This is a genomic window from Neisseria sp. P0021.S006 (assembly GCF_051956895.1).
Genome location: NZ_JBQCWZ010000324.1, coordinates 1 through 1,493 on the forward strand (window position 1 = coordinate 1; position 1,493 = coordinate 1,493).

The following is a 1,493-nucleotide window of genomic DNA, read 5'->3' on the forward strand; positions in this document are numbered from 1 at the left end:
ACCGTGAATATCGGCCAAAGCCTTACCCGGCAGACGTGAAGAATCCAACCGCGCCGGAATCAATACGACAAATTCGGTCATGCCTTCAGTTCCTCTTCGCTCAACGGGCGCGCTTCGTTTTCCAACATATAAGGGATGCCGTCACGAATCGGATAAGCCAACTTCGCCTGACGGCTCCACAATTCCTGTTTGTCTTGATGGTATTCGAGTTTGCCTTTGGTTACAGGACAAACGAGGATGTCTAAGAATTTTTTTTCCATGGGGTTACTTTCGGTAGTTATATCAAGGCCATCTGAGATGATTCGGACAGTATAAATATCAATATTTTCAGACGGCCTGCACATTATTTGGCACATTCCGAAGAATGTTTATTGCCCTTACACAAAATATCACGCGTTTGCGCCTCAAAAGCGGGCGTATATTTCCTGCTTGCGTTGATATAGTTGTTGCTCATTGTCTTTTTAACAATCTCATCATTCAATTTGTCGAAACGTTCTATCTTTTCAAATGCAGACTTACCGGCCCCATGCTCAAATACTTTTACTATGCTATCCACGTCTGCTTGGCTCAGCACATTGTCAATATCTCCGCCATGCTGTCTGAGATGATTGATTTTTTTCAAAATACCCTTGCCCCGAGGGGAAGAGAAGAAGCTGTTGAGTACATCGACTTCTTCTCGTGTAAATACTTTCTGTACGGCACGCTTTTCTTCATCCAACCATTGTTTTTTCAACTCAGGGCGGCTCAAATCATCTTGCATGTTTTTCATATAACGGCTGATGACCGCCTTCATCTGCGCTTTTTGAGCTTTGGGCGTCATCGTTAACAAGCGCTCATTGTCCTCTTTATTCACCATCTACAAAGAACGTTGCACTTTCTCGCTATAATTATTGCTTATCCCTTGAATCTCCAACCATTTCATTGCAGATTCATCACTTGGTTTGGCAGCTAAACTTTGAGTAGATACAAATAAAGCTGCACAAGCGACCAACAAATATTTTAACTTCATGATTTACTCCTATCGCGTAGTTTGAAGACCATCTTTAAAACATCTGTGAAACATCTATAAGCATTTAGATTGAAACATTCGCGGATACAAACGCCGCCAAGTCCGGCTTAATTATCGCATAAACAGGCAAGACCCACACATGATTCAGGTCGTGGCCGTTTGAAAATTTGACCGCATCCTTTTCCGTGATAATCACCACATCTGCGTCCGGCAAATCCGCGGCCGTAATATCTGCATGATCAGGCAAGGCAACGGTTTGTTTCAAAGCGATATTCAGGCTTTGCAACGTATTGAAAAAACGCTCCGGCTTGGCAATACCGGCAACGGCGGCGACGGTTTGATTTCCCAAACCCGCCAAATCCAATTTTTCAGACGGCCTATTCAAACGGTAAATCTGCCCTGTTTCAATATGGCTGGCAAACATATTTTCAGACGGCCTGAATGCCGTATCTGCTTTTCCGCCACTGACGACGACCGCATCAAC

At 44.0% G+C, this 1,493-nt stretch carries 5 protein-coding genes; all 5 read right to left on the reverse strand.

Annotated features, from left to right (window positions below):
• Positions 1-81: cytidylyltransferase domain-containing protein (locus ACTHUM_RS13750; RefSeq protein WP_440403144.1), on the reverse strand; the 81-nt coding region annotated here is incomplete at its 3' end.
• Positions 78-260 carry a Trm112 family protein gene (locus ACTHUM_RS13755; protein ID WP_049329252.1) on the reverse strand — a complete coding sequence of 61 codons (183 nt, stop codon included), beginning with the start codon at positions 258-260 and terminating at the stop codon, positions 78-80. The genes ACTHUM_RS13750 and ACTHUM_RS13755, both read right to left, overlap by 4 nt.
• An 83-nt stretch (positions 261-343) precedes the next feature.
• Positions 344-856, reverse strand: coding sequence for a hypothetical protein (locus ACTHUM_RS13760; RefSeq protein ID WP_440403141.1), 513 nt, complete (start codon positions 854-856; stop codon positions 344-346).
• A complete protein-coding gene (locus ACTHUM_RS13765) occupies positions 857-1,009 on the reverse strand; it encodes a hypothetical protein (protein WP_440403142.1) in 153 nt (50 codons plus the stop codon).
• Between the two features lie 64 nt (positions 1,010-1,073).
• Positions 1,074-1,493, reverse strand: a 420-nt coding sequence (locus ACTHUM_RS13770; RefSeq protein WP_440403143.1) for a tetraacyldisaccharide 4'-kinase, incomplete at its 5' end; no start/stop codon positions are given.

Coding starts and splice junctions, on each gene's coding strand:
- ACTHUM_RS13755 (WP_049329252.1), bottom strand. CDS start 260: ATGGAAAAAAAATTCTTAGACATCCTCGTTTGTCCTGTAACCAAAGGC.
- ACTHUM_RS13760 (WP_440403141.1), bottom strand. CDS start 856: ATGGTGAATAAAGAGGACAATGAGCGCTTGTTAACGATGACGCCCAAA.
- ACTHUM_RS13765 (WP_440403142.1), bottom strand. CDS start 1,009: ATGAAGTTAAAATATTTGTTGGTCGCTTGTGCAGCTTTATTTGTATCT.